Consider the following 16,256-nt stretch of genomic DNA (forward strand, 5'->3'; position numbering starts at 1 on the left):
CAGGCTGCGACCGGTATCGGCTATGGCCTCGTCCATTCCGTAACCGGTCTGGCGGCAATCGACCCATTTCCTGCCGCTGCTGGTAGCGGACTCTTCCTTGTCGGCTTGATTTTGGCGCACCCGACAGGATTCGAACCTGTGGCCTCTGCCTTCGGAGGGCAGCGCTCTATCCAGCTGAGCTACGGGTGCGTGGCGAACGCGCCTAGCAAAGCGCGATGCGGGACGCCAGCCTAAACGGCGGCGGCTTTCGACCCTTTTGGCGGGGGCGTCTTCGGCTTGTAGGCGCACAGATCCGCGACCGGGCAACGCCAGCATTCGGGCGTGCGCGCCTTGCAGATATAGCGGCCGTGCAGGATCAGCCAGTGGTGCGCATGCAGCCGAAACGGCTGTGGCACCACTTTTTCCAGCTTCTTCTCGACCGCGAGCGGCGTCTTGCCCCGCGCAAGGCCGGTGCGGTTGCCGACGCGGAACAGGTGCGTATCGACCGCGAACGTCTCATGCCCGAATGCGACGTTCATCACCACATTCGCAGTCTTGCGCCCGACGCCCGGCAGCTTCTCAAGCGCGTCGCGATCCTCCGGCACGTGGCTGTCATGCTGCGCGATCAGCGCTTCGCTGAGCGCGATGACGTTCTTGGCCTTGCTGTTGAACAGGCCGATCGTTTTGATGTGCTGCTTGAGGCCATCCTCGCCCAGCGCGACCATCTTCTCGGGCGTGTCCACCTCGGCGAACAGGCGGCGGGTCGCCTTGTTCACCCCCGCGTCGGTCGCCTGCGCCGACAGCACCACCGCGACGAGCAACGTGTAGTCGTTGACCGATTCGAGCTCGGTCTCGGGATGCGGATTGGCCGCGGCCAAGCGTTCGAAAAAAGCGAATATGTCCGCCTTTTTCAAAGCCCGAGTACCGCGTCCATCGTGTAGCGCCCGGCGGGCTGGTCGGCGAGCCACAGCGCCGCACGCACCGCGCCGCGCGCGAAGATCGCGCGATCCTCCGCGCGATGGGCCAGCTCGATCCGCTCGCCTTCGGTTGCCAGCATCACGCTGTGATCGCCGACGATGCTCCCGCCGCGCAGCGAGGCGAAGCCGATCGTGCCCTCCGCGCGCGCCCCGGACAGGCCCGCGCGATCGGCGACCCTTACCTCACCCAGCGACACGCCGCGTCCGGCGGCGGCGGCTTCGCCCAGCATCAGTGCCGTGCCCGACGGCGCATCGAGCTTGTGCCGGTGGTGCGCCTCGACGATTTCGATGTCCCAGTCGGCGCCGAGCCGCGTCGCCGCCTCGCGCACCAGCCGGGTGAGCAACACGACGCCGAGCGAGGTATTGCCGGTCTGGAGCACCGCGATGTCGCGCGCGGCGTCGTCGATCAGCGCATGGTCGGCGGCGGAAAGGCCAGTCGTCCCGATCACGATCGGCGTCCCGGCGTCGCGCGCAGCGGCAAGATGCGCCGGAAGCGCCGACGCGGTCGAGAAATCGACCAGCGCGTCGGCGGCGCGCGCCAGCTCCGCCGGATCGTCGCCCGCATCGGCCCCGCCGGCCAGGCGCACGCCCTGCACGGCCAGAATGTCGCGGATCGCGGTCCCCATGCGGCCGAGGCTGCCGTAGATGCCGATGCTGGTCATGCCCGGTGCTTGGCGACGGACGGCGCGGACTGCAACAGCGGATTTGACGCCCACCCGTCCGTCGCGCTCGACCCCGCTGTTTTTCGCTTGCGAACAAGGCACTTGGCGGCGACACATCAGCGATGTTCGTCCGTCTCGCGGCGCTGGCCGCCACTGCCCTGCTGGCTACCGCCGCCACCGACTCCCCGCCCTGGCCGCAATTGTTCGACGATGTTCGCATCCTCGCGGCCGACGATATGGAGGGACGGCTGGTCGGATCCCCCGGTTCCGCCCGAGCGCGCGCCTACTTGGTGCAGCGGATGCGGGCAATCGGCCTCGAACCGGCATTCGCAACCTTCGAACAGCCGTTCGCGGCCGATCATGACGGCGCGACGCTGAACGGCGTCAATCTGGTCGGCCGTATCCGCGGCTCGGGCAAGAGTGATCGCGTGCTGCTGATCGGTGCGCATTACGATCATTTCGGCGTGCGCGACGGCAAGGTGATGAACGGCGCCGACGACAATGCCTCGGGCGTCGCGGTGCTGCTGTCGATCGCTGAATCCTTCGCGCGCGATCGGCCGGACCATGACGTGATCTTCGCGCTCTGGGATGCCGAGGAGCAGGGACTTTACGGCGCCAAGGCGTTCGCCAACGCGCCCCCGATCCCGCTGTCGCGCATTGCGCTGAACCTCAATCTCGACATGATGAGCCGCGGCGACCGCAACGAACTGTGGCTGGCGGGCGCGCATCATTACCCGTTCCTGCGCACGCGCTTCGAACGCCTCGTCAGCGAGGCACCGGTGACGCTCAAGCTCGGGCATGACGGCCCGCCCTGGAAGGGCGCCGACGACTGGACCGACGGCTCGGACCACGCGGTGTTTCACGATAAGGGCATCCCCTTCGCCTATTTCGGCGTCGAGGATTATGCGGAATATCACCAGCCCGGGGACGATTTTACGGCGGTTCCGCTGGACTTTTTCGCCCGATCCGCCGCGACCGCGCTACAGGCAGCGCGGCTGTTCGACCGCGAGCTGGACGAAATTGCGCGGGAGGCCGGGCGGGCCGATTGATCGGCCGATACCTCCCGGCTCCCGTTCAGGCGCCCTGCAATGCCTTTTGCCGCCGGCGCTGGACCGAACTGCCGATCCCCATCGATTCGCGATATTTGGCAACGGTGCGCCGCGCGATGTCGAAGCCCTTGGCGTTGAGCAGTTCGACCAGCGTATCGTCGGACAGGATCTTCTTGGGGTCCTCGGCCTGGATCAGCGCGCGGATCGCGCTCTTCACCGCTTCGGCCGACACCGCATCGCCGCCTTCGGACGACTGGATCGCCGAGGTGAAGAAATATTTGAGCTCGAACAGGCCGCGCGCGCAGCTGAGATATTTGTTGCTCGTCACGCGGCTGACCGTCGATTCGTGCATCTCTATCGCGTCGGCGATCTGGCGCAGAGTCAGCGGGCGCAGATGGCTGACGCCGTGGCGGAAGAACGCCTCCTGCTGCTTCACGATCTCGCCCGCCACCTTGATGATCGTGCGCTGGCGCTGGTCTAGCGCCTTGACCAGCCAGTTGGCGCTGGCGAGCATGTCGGACAGCCACGCCTTGCTCGACTTGTCCTGCGGCCCGGTCGACACCTCCGAATAATAAGCGCGATTGACCAGCACGCGGGGCAGCGTCGCACTGTTGAGCTCGACCGCCCACCCGGCCCCGCGCTGCGCGACGAAGATGTCGGGCGTCACCGCCTGCATCGGATCGCCGCCATAGCGGCAGCCCGGCTTGGGATCGTAGCTGCGCAGTTCGCGGATCATGTCCGCCATATCCTCGTCGTCGACGCCGCAGATGCGCTTGAGCCGCCCGAGCTCGCCGCGCGCCAGCAGGTCGAGATTGGCGATCAGCGCCGCCATGCACGGGTCGTAGCGGTCCGCCTCCTTCGCCTGCAGCGCAAGGCATTCGGCCAGATCGCGCGCACCAACCCCGGTCGGGTCAAGCGTCTGGATCACCGCCAGCACCGCCTCCACCCGCGCCAGCGGCACGCCGAGCCGCGTCGCGATATCGAGCAGCGACGCGCTGAGATAGCCGCACTCGTTGATCTGATCGATCAGATGCTGCGCGATGAACAGGTCCGCGCCATCGATCACCGCGCCGATCTGCGCCGTCAGATGGTCGGCCAGATTGAGGTCGGGCGCGGAGAAGCTGTCGAAATCCGCCCCATCCTCCGATCCGCCCGCGCCGATCCCGCTCATCCCCAGCCCGCCGTCGAGCCCCCCGACCGAGTCCGACGGGCTGTCATGGTGAAAGGTTTCGGCGGTCAGGTCGACATCGAGCGCGGCCTCCCCCGTCGCGTCGCCCGCCGCGATCAATTCGCTCGAGTCCGCCGGGCTGTCGCGCTCGATGACCGGGTCGGACGGCTCGGGCGCGTCGATCTCGCCGCGCTCGTCGTCGCTCCGGCTCGCCTCGAGCAGCGGGTTCTTCTCCAGCTCCTCGGCGATGAAGGTCTCGATCTCCAGATTGGACAGCGCCAGCAGCTTGATCGCCTGCTGCAGCTGCGGCGTCATCACCAGCGATTGCGACTGGCGCAGATCGAGGCGAGGGGCGAGCGACATGGCTTAGAGCGAGAACCCCTCGCCCAGATAGAGGCGCCGGACATTGGCGTCCGCGACCAGATCGGCCGGCGATCCTGCGAACAGCACGCGCCCGTCATAGATGATCGACGCGCGATCGACGATATCGAGCGTCTCGCGCACGTTATGGTCGGTGATCAGCACGCCGATATTGCGCGTCTTCAGCTCCTTCACCAGGTCGCGGATGTCGGCGATCGAGATCGGGTCGATCCCCGCGAAGGGCTCGTCGAGCAGCATGATCGACGGGTCGGCCGCCAGCGCGCGCGCGATCTCGGCACGGCGGCGCTCACCGCCCGACAGCGCCATCGCCGGCGCATCGCGCAGCCGGGTGAGGCCGAATTCGTCGAGCAGCTTTTCCAGCTTGCCCTCACGCGCCGCCTTGTCCGGCTCGGCCAGTTCGAGCACCGCGGAAATATTCTTGGCGACCGTCAGCCCGCGAAAGATCGACGTTTCCTGCGGGAGATAGCCAAGGCCCAGGATCGCGCGGCGATACATCGGCAGCGGCGTGATATCCACGCCGTCGAGCATGATGCGCCCCGCATCGGGCTTCACCAGCCCCATCACCGAATAGAAGCAGGTCGTCTTGCCCGCGCCGTTCGGCCCCAGCAGGCCGACGACCTCGCCCCGCCCGACCGAGAGCGACACGTCGGACAGCACCACGCGCTTGTCATAGGATTTTGCGATCGAAACGACCGCAAGCCCCGACGTTGGCGGGCTGCCGACTTCAACGGCGACCGGTTCCAGCGTTTCGACGTCAGCCATGTTACCCTTTCCGTTGGCGCGCCTTATCTAGCGAATCCCGCGCCGGTCGTCACTTGGCAAGTTTCGTGCATGTATGCCGAATGCGCCGACCCGCAAGGATCGCGGGTCACGCGGTGGCGCGATCAGTTGCGGTCGGGGACCGTGAACCGCCCGGTGACGCGCCCGCCGGATTTGACGACGCTGCCGTCCGGCGCCCGGGTCGTGCCGACGCCCGATCCGTCGATCGACGCACGGCCGGTGTCGAGATCGATCGTCAGCCGTCCGCCGCTCACCGTGTTGCTCCCCTGCGTCAGCGTCACTGCGCCGAGCATCGTGATGACCCGCCGGTTGATGTCGTACACGCCATATTGCGCGCGCGCGGTCTGGTCCGGGCGCCGCACGGTCACCCCGCCCGCCGCGTCGAATCGCGACACCGATGGCGATCCGTCGATGACCTGGCCGGTATAGCTGACGGTCACGCGCGCCGCCGTCAGCGTCATGTTCGCCTGCTTGATCGTCACCCCGCCCGACAGGATCGCGCGATTCGCCCGGTCCTGAAGCTCGATGCTCTGCGCGTCGAAATCGATCGGCGCGTTCGAATCATGGCGCGACTGGCCGAGCGCGGCGCCCCCGATCGCGATGGTCGTGGCGAGCGCGGCAGTCGCGGCGATCAGGACAGGGCGGGTAGGCGCTGCGGGCATGATGTCACCTATTTGCGCGCTTGGGATCGATCCGCAAGCGTGCATTGCCTTCGATCTTCACCGTCCGCTTGTCGAGGTCGGCGGTCATCTTGTCCCCGCTGAAATTGCCGAGCGGCGTGCTGCCCGAAACGGCGCCGGTTCCGGTGAGCTGGCGCGACTTGAGGTCGAGCGTCGAATCGCGCGTGTCGAGGCGATAGCCGTCGGACGTGCGAAACCGGATCGGCCCGTCGACCGCGACCTGTTCGGTCTCCATGTCGTAGCGCCCGCGCTCCGCCTTCACCTCGGCAGGCCCCTCCGGCAGGCGGATGCCCGCGGTCAGGTCGTTGAGCTGGACCACCGGCTCGGCCGAACTCTTCTGGACGGCCGAGCCCGCCCGGAGCACGAACGGCTGGCCCTTGGCGTCGGCACCGCGATAGCGGGCCGACTGAATGCGCAACCGCTCGCTCGCGACATCGACCTTGTTCTTGTCGAGCATGAACGACACGTCGCCGCCCATGAACAGCGGCGCCATCACCAGGAACGCGCCCAACACGCCGATCCCCGCCGGAAGCACCGCGAGCAGCGTCTTGACGATCCGGTCATGGCTGCTGCCCGGACGCGCCCAGCGCTTGCGCCGCGATCGTTCCTGGACGGCGATTTCAGACATGGTTGTCACCTGCGGTGGAGCGGTACCGGCCCGCTGAACCAAACTCACGCATGCGCGAAGATATCCGTCTCCGGCCATCCGGCCAGATCGAGGTCGGCGCGGTGCGGCAGGAAGTCGAAACAGGCCTGCGCCAGCACCGTCCGCCCCTCGCGCGCCAGCCGGCGGTCCAGTTCCGCACGCATCGCGTGGAGATAGCGTACGTCCGACGCGGCATAGTCCTTCTGCGCGTCGCTCAGCACCGGCCCGCCCCAGTCGGACGATTGCTGCTGCTTGCTGATCTCCTGCCCCAGCAACTCGCGCACCAGGTCCTTCAGCCCATGGCGGTCGGTATAGGTGCGCACCAGCCGCGAGGCGATCTTGGTGCAATAGACCGGCGCCGCGACGACGCCCAGATAATGGCGGATCGCGGCCAGATCGAAGCGCGCGAAATGATAGAGCTTCACCCGGTCCGGATCGGCGAGCAGCGCGCGCAGGTTCGGCGCGGCATAGTCGCTGCCCGGCCCGAACCGCACCAGATGCTCGTCCGCGCCCCCATCCGACAGCTGGACGAGGCACAGCCGGTCGCGCGGCGTGATGAGGCCCATCGTCTCGGTGTCGACGGCGATATCGGCCCCGGGCGCGAATACGTCCGCGGGCAGGTCTTCTTCGTGCAGGTAAACGGCCATCGCCTGCGCCTAGCCGCTTATCCCTGAACTCACAATAACGCGCCGATCATTCGCCGGAGGCGGCCGCCTTCTTTTCCGCCCGGCGGCGTGCCGCCATGTTCAGCATCTCGACCGTCGCCGAGAATGCCATCGCCGCGTAGATATAGCCCTTGGGCACGTGCACGCCGAACCCGTCGGCGATCAGCACCGCGCCGATCATCAGCAGGAAGCCGAGTGCCAGCATCACGACGGTCGGGTTGCGCTTGATGAAGTTGGCCAGCGGGTCGGCGGCGAACAGCATGATGCCCACGGTGACGATCACCGCAACGAACATGATCGCGATCTCGTCGGTCATCCCCACCGCGGTCAGGATCGAATCGACCGAGAACACCATGTCGAGCAGGATGATCTGGAAGATGGCCGATCCGAAATTCATCGTCGCGACCTTCTTCTTGTCCAGCACGGCATTGTCGGTCGGCACCGGATCGATCGTGTGATGGATTTCCTTGGTCGCCTTCCACAGCAGGAACAGGCCGCCGGCGATCAGGATCAGGTCGCGCCACGAGAACGCGGTCTCGAAGCTGGGCTCGCCATGCGCCCCCGTCGCGCCCTGGATGCCGAGATCGAACACCGGCGTGGTCAGCGATACGATGACGAAGATCATCGACAGCAGGATCAGCCGCATGACCAGCGCCAGCCCGATGCCGATGCGCCGGGCCTTTTGCTGTTGGTGTTCGGGCAGCTTGTTGGTCAGAATCGAGATGAAGATCAGATTGTCGATCCCCAGCACGACCTCCATCACGATGAGGGTAATCAGCGCGGCCCAGGCGGCCGGATCGACGATCAAAGAGGCGATATCCATGGCGCGATCTGTGCCCGCGGATGATGAGGCGCGCAAGTATCTGACGGGACGATGGCTAAAACGCGACGAAATCGTTCGCGCATTGTGCCGTTCTGGTCTATGAGTCGAATCCATAGGCGTGTCGCAAACGCCGGGATACCCACGTCGTCGCCCGGCGTAGGTCTTCGAATTTGAGTTGGGCGAACCGGGAAGACGAACAGGGCAATGAGTTTCGATCGAGGGCGCCGCGGCGAGCGCGGCGGACGTGGCAGGGACAAGCGCGAAGGCTTCGGCGACGATAATTTTTACGGCGGCGGTGGCGGATTCGAGGATCGCGGCGGTTTCGGCGGTGGCGGTGATCGCTTCGGCGGCGGTGGCGGACGCGGCGGCTTCGGCGGCGGTGATCGCTTCGGCGGCGGCGGCGGTGGTGGCTTCGGTGGCGGCGGCGGCGGTGGATATCGCGGCGGCGGCGGTGGCGGCTTCGGTGGCGGCGGCGGCGGTGGTCGCGGCATGCCCCCGCAGGTCGTCGGCGAAGGCACCGGCGTGGTGAAGTTCTTCAACGCGCAAAAGGGCTTCGGCTTCGTCGTGCGCGACGATGGCGGTGAGGACGTGTTCGTCCATATCAGCGCGGTCGAGCAGGCCGGCCTGACCGGCCTGGCCGAGGGTCAGCCGCTTGGCTTCACTCTCGTCGATCGTGGCGGACGCATCAGCGCGACCGACCTGAAGATCGAGGGCGAACCGCTCCCGGTCGAGGATCGCGGTCCTCCGCGTGACCGACCCGAGCGCGGTGCAGCTGGCGGCATGGGCGGCCCGCAGCGCCAGCTGACGGGTGAGAAGGCGACCGGTACGGTCAAGTTCTTCAACGCGATGAAGGGCTTCGGCTTCATTCAGCGCGATGACGGCCAGCCCGACGCGTTCGTGCATATCAGCGCCGTCGAGCGTGCCGGCATGCCGACGCTCAACGAAGGCGACCGGCTCGAGTTCGAGCTCGAGGTGGATCGCCGCGGCAAATATGCCGCAGTGAACCTGACCCCCGGGTCGTAAGGCTTTTCCCATGCGCCGGCTGAATAGTGCCGGACGGGGGATCATCGCGGGGGCTGCCCTGGCCATTTTGGCCGCGGCAGCCCCCGTCGATTCCGGCGTTGCCCTTTCCAGCCCTGCCGCAACGCAATCGACCGACGCGGGTCCGGCCGAGGTCCCGGTTGAGGCGGTGCGCGTAATGGCGACCTATCCGCACGATTCGGACGCGTTCACCCAGGGGCTGTTCTTCAGCCATGGCGCGCTGTTCGAAAGCACCGGCCAGCACGGCAAATCCGTCATTCGCGAGGTCGATCTCGCCAGCGGCGCGGTAAAGCGCCAGGTAAAGCTGCCCGATCGCTATTTCGGTGAGGGCAGCACCGCTTGGCATGACACGATCGTCAGCCTGACCTGGAAGCACGGCAAGGCGTTCCGCTGGAGCCGCCATAATCTCAAGCAGATCGGGACATTCGACTATGTCGGTGAAGGATGGGGGCTGACCCAGGACGGCAGCAGCCTGATCCTGTCCGACGGCAGCGCCGATCTGCGCTTTCTCGATCCGAAGACCTTCGCCGAGCAGCGCCGGATCACGGTGACCTATCGCGGGCGCAGCATTCGCCGGCTCAACGAACTGGAATATGTCCGCGGCGAGATCCTCGCCAATGTCTGGCATCAGGACGTGATTCTGCGGATCGACCCGACGACGGGCGTGGTGCGCGGCGTTCTCGACCTGCGGGCGCTCGCAAACTCGGTGCCGGTCCGCAATTCCGAAGCGGTGCTGAACGGCATCGCCTACGACGCGAAGGCCGGCAAACTCTATGTCACCGGCAAGAACTGGCCCTCGCTGTTCGAGATTGCGTTGCCCGCCGCGAACTGATCCGCGCGGCACGGCCCTGGCCTGCCAGAGCGCGCAGCGCGACGATTAGCTTGACCACCATCCTAGCGGTTCGCGCGTCGAATCGATAGGAGGCCGCGAACGATATCGAGGGAGATGGCGATGAAGACGGTTGGCGTGATTGGCGCGGGTCAGATGGGTGCGGGCATCGCGCAGGTATCGGCGCAGGCCGGCTACCGCGTGCTGCTGTCCGACGTGGACGTCGAACGCGCCGAAAAGGGCAAGGCAGGGATCGCCAAGCAACTCGGCCGCGCCGTCGAGAAGGAAAAGATCAGCGCCGCCGACCGCGACGCCGCGCTCGACAATATCGAATGCGTCGGCGGCACCGACGCGTTCGCGCCGTGCGATCTGGTGATCGAGGCAGCGACCGAGCGCGAGGCGATCAAGCGCCAGATCTTCGAGTCTGTCGGCAAGGTCCTGTCCGACACCGCGATCCTCGCCAGCAACACCTCGTCGATCCCGATCACCCGGCTCGCGCAAGCGGCGCCCGATCCGGCGCGCTTCATGGGGGTGCATTTCTTCAACCCGGTGCCGGTGATGGGCCTGATCGAACTGATCCGCGGCCTCGCCACCAGCGACGCCACCGTCGCCGCCGTCGAGCGCTTCGGCAAGAGCCTGAACAAGCGCATCGTCCACGCCAACGACGCGCCCGGCTTCATCGTCAACCGCGTGCTGATGCCCTTCCTCAACGAAGCGTGCTTCGCGGTCGGCGAGGGCGTGGCGACGATCGCGGACGTCGACGCTGCCATCCAGCTCGGCCTCAACCACCCGATGGGGCCGTTCACGCTCGCCGATTTCATCGGGCTCGACACCTGCCTCGAGATCACCCGCGTGCTGTTCGAAGGCACCGGCGACCCCAAGTTCCGCCCCGCCCCGCTGCTGATCAAATATGTCGAGGCCGGCTGGTACGGCCGCAAGACCGGACGCGGCTTCTACGATTATTCGGGCGCCGAGCCGGTACCGACGCGCTGAATACAGGCGGCCGCAGCCTAGGGCAGCATCAACCCCGCCAGCGCCGCGCTGAGCAGGTTCGCCAGGCTCCCCGCCAGCAACGCCTTCACCCCCAGCTTGGCGATCATCGGCCGCTGGTTGGGGGCAAGGCTGCCGGTCGCGGCCATCTGGATCGCGATCGAGCTGAAATTGGCGAAGCCGCACAGCGCGAAGGTGATGATCGCCGTACTGCGCTCGCTCAGCCCCTGGGTCGCGCCGAGGTTGAGGAAGGCGACGAATTCGTTGAGCACCATCTTGGTGCCGAACAGGCCGCCCGCCGCCGCGGTCTCGTTCCACGGAATGCCGACCAGGAACATCACCGGCGCGAAGGCGGTGCCGATGATCCCCTGGAAGGTCAGCTCGGGATAGCCGAACAACCCGCCCACCGCGCCGAGCAGGCCGTTGGCGAGCGCGACCAGCGCCACGAACGCCAGCACCATCGCGCCGACCGCGACCGCGATCTTGACGCCGGTCTGCGCGCCCATCGCCGCGGCCATGATGATGTTGGCGGCGCGTTCCTCGTCGATCTCGTTCTCGACCGCGCGGATGACGGCCTCTTCTTCCGCCACAGGTGCCCCCTCCAGCGGCAGCTCGTCCGCTTTCGGCGCAGTCTCGTCGGGCATGATGATCTTGGCCATCAGCAGCCCACCGGGGGCTGCCATGAAACTGGCGGCGAGCAGGAACTGGATGTTGATCCCCATCGCCGCATAGGCGGCGAGGATCGTGCCCGCGACCCCCGCCATGCCGACCGACATGATCGCGAACAGCTGCGACGGGCTCAGGCTCGCCAGATAGGGCCGGATGACCAGCGGCGATTCGCTCTGCCCGACAAAGATGTTCGCCGCCGAACACAGCGATTCGACCTTGCTCACCCCGGTCACCTTCTCGATCGCGCCGCCGATCCAGCGGACCAGGAACTGCATGATCTTGAGGTGGTAGAGCACGGAGACGAGCGCGGCGAAGAAGATGATGACCGGCAGCGCGGCGATCGCAAAGCTCTGTCCGCCAACCTCCGGCCGCGCGAGCGGGCCGAAGATGAAGTTGGTACCCGCCTGCGCGTAGCCGAGCAGCGCCGAAACGCCCTTCGCCATTCCCTCGATCGCGGCGCGACCGGCCGGGACATAGAGGACCAGGAAGGCGATCCCCGCCTGCAGCGCAAAGGCCGGGCCGACGACCCGCAGCCGGATCGCGCGTCGGTTCGAGGAGAGCAGGAAGGCGATCGCGAGAATCGCGACGATACCGAGAATGCCGATCGGAAGATTATTCAACTGGAGACCCCTTCGTGCCGCGTCTGCGCGCAGCGTTCGGGGTGGCACCATAGCGTGCGTTTCAGGCACCGCTAGGGGCGGATTCAGCTGCGCCGAACGCGGTACCGGCCCGCTCCCCCACCCGGCCACCCATAGGATGCGCGCGCTGGGTGGCCGGGTGGGGGAGCAGGCCGGTACCGCCGTCGTTTCAGCTTTGCTGAAACAAAGTCTGGACGCTTCCGTAACGCGTGAAACCGCGTTAGCACACGCCATGACCACACCGGCTCCGCTGACGCGCTCGCTTTTCGTCCTCTCGATCTTCTACGGCGGCATGGTCTGCATCGCAGGCGTGCTGGGCAACAAGCAGGTGGCGTTGGGTCCGCTGGCGGTGGAGGCGGGGATCTTCGCCTTCCTCCTTCTCGTCGCCGTATCGAGCGCGGTCGCCGAACTGCATGGGCGGGTGACCGCGAACAATCTGGTACGATTCGGCTTCATCCCGCTGATCGTGTCGATGCTGTTGTCGTGGCTCGTGTGGGCGCTGCCCGCGTCGGACAAGATGAGCCCCGAGTATCGCGACGCGATCCAGCTGATCCTCGGGACCACCTGGCGCATCTGGGGCGCGGGGATCGTCGCCTATGGCGTGTCTCAGACGCTGAACGTCACCATCTTCAGCGCGATGCGCGGCGGCGAGGGCAGCAAGATGCTGTGGCTGCGCGCCGGTGTCGCGGGCATCCTCAGCCAGATCGTCGACACGCTGATCTTCATCACCCTCGCCTTCTACGGCGAATTCCCGATCGGGCCGCTGCTGATCGGACAGCTGATCTCGAAGATCACGCTGTCCGCCCTGCTGGTGCCGGTGCTGATCTACGCGTTCGTCGCGCTCGGACGCCGCCTCGACCGGGCGGGCTGAGGCCTGCCCGCGCGGGTCACGCCCGCGCCTTGGTCCGCACCAGCTGGCAATAGCCGATAGTAAGCGCGATGCCGGTCAGCACGGCCCCCGCGCCGATATAGACCGCGGTCTGGATCGGGGCGAAGAGGAACGCGCCGGCATAGATCAGGCCGCTGATCATCAGCGACCAGCCGCCCACGCGATGGACCTTGCGCGCCAGTTGGCTGGGGACGAAGCGCTTGGGCATCATGTTCCCGAACCAGGCGATCATCAGGCCGGTCGCGCCAAGAATGATGCGCGTCACCGTATCGTGATCGATCTGCCCCGCGCTGCGCGCCGAGCTCAGACCCAGCGCCAGCACGATGAGGCCCGCGCCCCAGGCAAGGCTGACTTTGGTTTCGCTGTTCATCCTGCAATCTCCCTGTCGGGGGCGGACGCGCCGCTCCCGAATGAATCGACAAAGCCCAGCAGCGCTTCTTCGAGCACCGTGAGCTTGAGGTGATAGACGACGGACTTCCCCGCCTTCTCCGCATGAACCAGGTCGGCATCCTTCAGCACCGCGAAATGCGCCGACATGGTCGGCTTGGACACGTCGAACTTGTCGGCGATGTCACCCGCAGTCATCGGGCCCTTGCGCAGCAGCTGCAGCACGCGGCGCCGCGTCGGATCGGATAGCGCTTTGAAGACCTGACTCATGATTTGTTATTTAGCTAATTATCGAATTGAGTCAAGTGACGCTCTGCTTTCGCATCGCGGCGAGTCCCGCTAAGGGCGCGCCATGACCGATCACGCTCCCGATCCTGCAATGCTGGCCAAGGCCGAAACGCTGACCGACGCGCTGCCCTATATGCAGCGCTACAAGGGCAAGACGTTCGTCGTGAAATATGGCGGACACGCGATGGGCGACCCCGAACTGGCGCGCGATTTCGCCGAGGACGTCGTGCTGTTGAAGGCCGTCGGCATCAACCCCGTGGTGGTGCATGGCGGCGGTCCGCAGATCGGCCAGATGCTCAAGCGACTCGGGGTCGAATCTCAATTTGTCGGGGGTCTGCGGGTAACCGACGCCGAAACCGCGCGGATCGCGGAGATGGTTCTGGCCGGGTCGATCAACAAGGAAATCGTCAGCTGGATCGGCGCCGCCGGCGGCAAGGCGATCGGCATTTCGGGCAAGGATTCGGGGCTGGTCACCGCAAAGAAGGTCCAGCGCAGCGAGGCCGATCCGCTGCAGGGGATCGAGCGGCATGTCGATCTGGGGTTCGTCGGCGAACCGGTGGCGGTCGATGCGTCGGTGCTGACGACGCTGTCGGAACAGGGCTTCATCCCGGTGATCGCGCCGATCGCGCTGGGGGCCGACGGGCACACCTACAATATCAACGCCGATACGATGGCGGGTGCGATCGCCGGCGCGCTCGGTGCGGCGCGCTTCTTCCTGCTGACCGACGTGCCCGGCGTGCTCGACAAGGACAAGGACCTGCTGACCGATCTCGACCCCGGGCGCATCCTGGCGCTCAAGGCCGACGGGACGATCAGCGGCGGCATGATCCCCAAGGTCGAGACCTGCGTCGCCGCGGTCGATGCCGGGGTCGACGCTGCGGTCATCCTCGACGGCCGCATCCCGCATGCGATGCTGCTCGAAATCTTCACGACGCAGGGCGCCGGGACCTTGGTCCACCGCTGAAGCGTATTATATGAGTGCGGCACCGGCCCGCTCCCCCACCCGGCCACCCATCAGAATATACTAGAGTGGGTGGCCGGGTGAGGGAGCGGGCCGGTGCAGCGCCAATAGAGAATGTTGCCGTCCCGCCGGGCTTTCCGGTAGAAGCGCGCATCAACCCCGGAGGACCCTCTTGGAAACCACGCTCGCGATCCTTTTCGACATCGTCCAGATCCTGCTGAACGTGTTGTGGTGGATCATCGTCGTCCAGGCGATCCTGTCGATCCTGATCGCGTTCAATGTGATCAACACCTACAATGATTTCGTCAGCTCGCTGTGGCGCGGTCTCAATACGCTGACCGAGCCGATCTACCGGCCGATCCGCCGCATCCTGCCCGATACCGGGCCGATGGATTTCGCGCCGTTCGTGGTGCTGATCCTCATCGCGATCATCAACTACGCGGTGATCCCGAACCTCTACGTCGCGCTGGCCGCGCCATCGGCTTGACCGCCGAAGCCCGCCCCTGGCGAGCGGTCGAGGACGGGTTGAGGATCGCGGTGCGGGCGACGCCACGCGCGTCGAAAAGCGCGCTGCTGCCGGGAACGGCCGAGTATTTCGCCGCACGGATCGCCGCGCCCCCGGTCGAGGGTGCAGCCAATGCCGCATTGATCGAACTGGTCGCAAAGGCGTTCGGCGTGCCCCGGCGCGACGTATCGCTGATCGCGGGCGACACCGCACGGGTGAAGCGGATCGCGATTGCGGGCGACCCCAAGACGCTGGCGGGAATCGCGGCGAGCCTTTATGGGGCGGGCCATGAGCGCTGAGATCATCGACGGCAAGGCATTCGCCGCCAATCTGCGTGCCCGGGTGGGCGAAGCTGCGGCAGCATTTGAAGCACGGGCGGGGCGCAAGGCGGGCCTTGCCGTGGTGCTGGTCGGCGACGATCCCGCCTCGGCCGTCTATGTGCGCAGCAAGGGCAAGGCGACCGTTGCCGCCAACATGGCGAGTTTCGAACACCGCCTGCCCGCCGACACCGATCAGGCGAGCTTGATCGCGCTGCTCGCGCAGCTCAACGCCGACGACGCCGTCGACGGCATCCTGGTCCAGCTTCCGCTCCCCGGCCATCTCGACGAACAGGCCGTGGTCGCCGCGATCGATCCCGCCAAGGATGTCGACGGATTGACCCCGGTCAGCGCCGGGCGATTGGCGCTGGGCATCGACGGACTGGTGCCGTGCACCCCGCTCGGTTCGCTGTTGCTGTTGCAGGATCAGCTCGGCGACCTGTCGGGCAAGGATGCGATCGTCATCGGCCGGTCGATCCTGGTCGGAAAGCCGATGGCCGCGCTGCTGACGGCGGCCAACTGCACCGTCACCCTCGCGCATTCGCGCACCCGCGATCTCGCGCATCACGTCGCCCGCGCCGACATCGTCGTGGCGGCGGTCGGGCGCGCCGGCTTCGTCAAGGGCGAATGGCTCAAGCCCGGCGCGACGGTGATCGATGTCGGTATCAACCGGGTCGATGGCGGTCTGGTCGGCGATGTCGAGTTCGACGGCGCGGCGTCGGTCGCCGGCGCGATCACCCCGGTCCCCGGCGGGGTGGGGCCAATGACCATTGCCTGCCTGTTGCGCAACACGCTGACCGCCGCGCACCGCCGCGCCGGCCTGAAGCTGGACGAAGCCGCACTCTGAACGCGACCGCGAAACAATATCGCACTCGCAGCAAATTTGCTATTGTGATGTTGTATCATGGCACCTAAGGGTGCGCGGAATTCCA

At 66.6% G+C, this 16,256-nt stretch carries 20 protein-coding genes and 1 tRNA gene; 9 read left to right on the top strand and 12 right to left on the bottom strand.

All coding sequences use genetic code 11. The features are described from left to right. Nucleotides 1-112: 112 nt before the first annotated feature. The 3 genes from ABS767_RS01595 to dapB all read right to left on the bottom strand — a co-directional run bounded on the left by ABS767_RS01595 (nt 113) and on the right by dapB (nt 1,618). A tRNA-Arg gene (locus tag ABS767_RS01595) sits at nt 113-189 on the bottom strand. Between the two features lie 41 nt (nt 190-230). Beyond that, complete coding sequence (nth, locus tag ABS767_RS01600) at nt 231-893, bottom strand: endonuclease III (protein WP_408076611.1); 663 nt, start codon at nt 891-893, stop codon at nt 231-233. Next, the gene (dapB, locus tag ABS767_RS01605; RefSeq protein WP_408076612.1) at nt 890-1,618 is read right to left on the bottom strand and encodes a 4-hydroxy-tetrahydrodipicolinate reductase; all 729 of its coding nucleotides are present in this window, start codon (nt 1,616-1,618) and stop codon (nt 890-892) included. The genes nth and dapB overlap by 4 nt, the downstream gene beginning before the upstream one ends. Before the next feature lie 122 nt (nt 1,619-1,740). Between dapB and ABS767_RS01610 the strand changes: the two genes are divergently transcribed. Continuing rightward, nucleotides 1,741-2,667, top strand: a complete 927-nt coding sequence (locus tag ABS767_RS01610; protein ID WP_408076613.1) for a M28 family peptidase — start codon at nt 1,741-1,743, stop codon at nt 2,665-2,667. A gap of 25 nt (nt 2,668-2,692) precedes the next feature. Here ABS767_RS01610 and rpoN read toward each other — a convergent pair whose 3' ends face one another. The 6 genes from rpoN to ABS767_RS01640 form a co-directional block, all read right to left on the bottom strand. After that, nucleotides 2,693-4,198 (bottom strand): RNA polymerase factor sigma-54, encoded by a 1,506-nt coding sequence (gene rpoN, locus ABS767_RS01615; RefSeq protein WP_408076614.1) that lies wholly within the window; start codon nt 4,196-4,198, stop codon nt 2,693-2,695. Nucleotides 4,199-4,201: 3 nt separating this feature from the next. After that, entirely contained in the window at nt 4,202-4,978 is a 777-nt protein-coding gene (gene lptB, locus ABS767_RS01620; protein ID WP_408076615.1) for an LPS export ABC transporter ATP-binding protein, read from the bottom strand. A 122-nt stretch (nt 4,979-5,100) separates the two neighbouring features. Continuing rightward, nucleotides 5,101-5,658: an LptA/OstA family protein gene (locus tag ABS767_RS01625; RefSeq protein ID WP_408076616.1), complete on the bottom strand. Its 558-nt coding sequence runs from the start codon at nt 5,656-5,658 to the stop codon at nt 5,101-5,103. A 4-nt stretch (nt 5,659-5,662) separates the two neighbouring features. Continuing rightward, nucleotides 5,663-6,304 (bottom strand): LPS export ABC transporter periplasmic protein LptC, encoded by a 642-nt coding sequence (gene lptC, locus ABS767_RS01630; protein WP_408076617.1) that lies wholly within the window; start codon nt 6,302-6,304, stop codon nt 5,663-5,665. A gap of 44 nt (nt 6,305-6,348) precedes the next feature. After that, nucleotides 6,349-6,969 (bottom strand): ribonuclease D, encoded by a 621-nt coding sequence (locus tag ABS767_RS01635; protein ID WP_408076618.1) that lies wholly within the window; start codon nt 6,967-6,969, stop codon nt 6,349-6,351. 46 nt (nt 6,970-7,015) lie between these two features. Next, entirely contained in the window at nt 7,016-7,810 is a 795-nt protein-coding gene (locus ABS767_RS01640; protein WP_408076619.1) for a TerC family protein, read from the bottom strand. Nucleotides 7,811-8,014: 204 nt separating this feature from the next. On the opposite strand from ABS767_RS01640, the gene ABS767_RS01645 reads away from it, so the two are divergent. The 3 genes from ABS767_RS01645 to ABS767_RS01655 all read left to right on the top strand — a co-directional run bounded on the left by ABS767_RS01645 (nt 8,015) and on the right by ABS767_RS01655 (nt 10,673). Next, nucleotides 8,015-8,833: a cold-shock protein gene (locus ABS767_RS01645; protein WP_408076620.1), complete on the top strand. Its 819-nt coding sequence runs from the start codon at nt 8,015-8,017 to the stop codon at nt 8,831-8,833. Between the two features lie 10 nt (nt 8,834-8,843). Then, complete coding sequence (locus ABS767_RS01650; RefSeq protein WP_408076621.1) at nt 8,844-9,683, top strand: glutaminyl-peptide cyclotransferase; 840 nt, start codon at nt 8,844-8,846, stop codon at nt 9,681-9,683. A gap of 120 nt (nt 9,684-9,803) precedes the next feature. Then, a complete protein-coding gene (locus ABS767_RS01655; protein ID WP_408076622.1) occupies nt 9,804-10,673 on the top strand; it encodes a 3-hydroxybutyryl-CoA dehydrogenase in 870 nt (289 codons plus the stop codon). Nucleotides 10,674-10,690: 17 nt separating this feature from the next. Here the strand turns inward: ABS767_RS01655 and ABS767_RS01660 are convergent, their stop codons facing one another. Then, nucleotides 10,691-11,959 carry a NupC/NupG family nucleoside CNT transporter gene (locus tag ABS767_RS01660; RefSeq protein WP_408076623.1) on the bottom strand — a complete coding sequence of 423 codons (1,269 nt, stop codon included), beginning with the start codon at nt 11,957-11,959 and terminating at the stop codon, nt 10,691-10,693. A gap of 250 nt (nt 11,960-12,209) precedes the next feature. Between ABS767_RS01660 and ABS767_RS01665 the strand changes: the two genes are divergently transcribed. Beyond that, nucleotides 12,210-12,848, top strand: coding sequence for a queuosine precursor transporter (locus ABS767_RS01665; RefSeq protein ID WP_408076624.1), 639 nt, complete (start codon nt 12,210-12,212; stop codon nt 12,846-12,848). A 16-nt stretch (nt 12,849-12,864) separates the two neighbouring features. Here ABS767_RS01665 and ABS767_RS01670 read toward each other — a convergent pair whose 3' ends face one another. Together ABS767_RS01670 and ABS767_RS01675 are read right to left on the bottom strand one after the other, a co-directional pair. Beyond that, nucleotides 12,865-13,236 (bottom strand): SdpI family protein, encoded by a 372-nt coding sequence (locus tag ABS767_RS01670; RefSeq protein WP_408076625.1) that lies wholly within the window; start codon nt 13,234-13,236, stop codon nt 12,865-12,867. After that, on the bottom strand, nt 13,233-13,523 hold the full coding sequence (locus ABS767_RS01675) for an autorepressor SdpR family transcription factor (protein ID WP_408076626.1): 291 nt from the start codon (nt 13,521-13,523) through the stop codon (nt 13,233-13,235). The genes ABS767_RS01670 and ABS767_RS01675 overlap by 4 nt, the downstream gene beginning before the upstream one ends. Before the next feature lie 82 nt (nt 13,524-13,605). Here ABS767_RS01675 and argB point away from each other — a divergent pair, with 82 nt between their 5' ends. The 4 genes from argB to folD all read left to right on the top strand — a co-directional run bounded on the left by argB (nt 13,606) and on the right by folD (nt 16,171). Continuing rightward, nucleotides 13,606-14,505, top strand: coding sequence for an acetylglutamate kinase (argB, locus tag ABS767_RS01680; RefSeq protein ID WP_408076627.1), 900 nt, complete (start codon nt 13,606-13,608; stop codon nt 14,503-14,505). A 169-nt stretch (nt 14,506-14,674) separates the two neighbouring features. Then, the gene (locus ABS767_RS01685) at nt 14,675-14,989 is read left to right on the top strand and encodes a YggT family protein (protein ID WP_408076628.1); all 315 of its coding nucleotides are present in this window, start codon (nt 14,675-14,677) and stop codon (nt 14,987-14,989) included. Further along, nucleotides 14,986-15,306 (top strand): DUF167 domain-containing protein, encoded by a 321-nt coding sequence (locus ABS767_RS01690; RefSeq protein ID WP_408076629.1) that lies wholly within the window; start codon nt 14,986-14,988, stop codon nt 15,304-15,306. Before ABS767_RS01685 ends, ABS767_RS01690 begins: the two co-directional genes overlap by 4 nt. Next, entirely contained in the window at nt 15,296-16,171 is an 876-nt protein-coding gene (folD, locus tag ABS767_RS01695) for a bifunctional methylenetetrahydrofolate dehydrogenase/methenyltetrahydrofolate cyclohydrolase FolD (protein ID WP_408076630.1), read from the top strand. The genes ABS767_RS01690 and folD overlap by 11 nt, the downstream gene beginning before the upstream one ends. Nucleotides 16,172-16,256 lie beyond the last annotated feature (85 nt).

This window comes from Sphingomonas plantiphila (assembly GCF_046000505.1).
Classification (GTDB): domain Bacteria; phylum Pseudomonadota; class Alphaproteobacteria; order Sphingomonadales; family Sphingomonadaceae; genus Sphingomonas; species Sphingomonas plantiphila.